The organism is Methylobacterium sp. WL120 (assembly GCF_008039465.1).
GTDB lineage: Bacteria > Pseudomonadota > Alphaproteobacteria > Rhizobiales > Beijerinckiaceae > Methylobacterium > Methylobacterium cerastii.
In genome coordinates this window covers 1-782 of the sequence record NZ_VRUT01000368.1, presented here as the reverse complement: position 1 = coordinate 782, position 782 = coordinate 1, and the positions used below count along the sequence as shown (strand labels likewise).

The window sequence follows — 782 nt, the reverse complement described above, 5'->3', positions numbered from 1 at the left end:
TCCTCGACCCGCGCCGCGCGGCGCTGATCGCGCGCGCCATCCTCGACGACGCCGAGGCGGCCGGCCTGCTGGCGGGCGCCGGCATCGACGCCGACACGCCGATGGCCGACGCGCTCGCAGCGCTCGACGCGCATCTGTGCGACCTCGGCGAGACCGCGTTCCGGGACGGGCTCCACGTCTTCGGCCGCGCACCGGACGACGCGCCGGACGCCGTCGCCGCGAGCGCGCGCGCGGAGCGCGCCGGCCTGCTCGCTGCCCTCGACGGCCGCTTCGTGCCGCCCGGCCCGTCCGGCTCGCCCTCGCGCGGGCGCACCGACGTTATGCCGACGGGCCGCAACCTGACCACCCTCGATCCGCGCGCGCTGCCGACCCGGGCGGCGACCCTGCTCGGCGAGAAGGCGGCGGCCGCGATCGTGCTGCGGCACCTGCAGGACGAGGGCGAATATCCCGCCCGCATCGTCATGGACCTCTGGGCCTCGCCGACCCTGCGCACCGGCGGCGAGGACGTGGCGCACGCGCTTGCACTGATGGGGGTGCGCCCGACCTGGGACCACGCCTCCACCCGCGTCACCGGCTTCGAGGTGCTGCCGCTCGCCCTGCTCGACCGCCCGCGCATCGACGTGACCTGCCGTGTCTCGGGCGCGTTCCGCGACACCTTCCCCGACACCCTCGCCCTCCTCGACCGTGCCGCGCGCGCCGTCGCCGAGCGCGACGAGGAGGACGACGAGAACCCGCTCGCCGCCGCCCGCCGCCGCGGCGAGGGGCAGGCCCGGGTCTTCGGC

1 protein-coding gene is annotated in these 782 nt (G+C 77.6%); it reads left to right on the top strand.

Features of this window, described 5'->3' with window-relative positions:
* On the top strand, positions 1-782 hold a 782-nt coding region (locus FV229_RS27045; protein ID WP_187275312.1), incomplete at both ends, for a cobaltochelatase subunit CobN.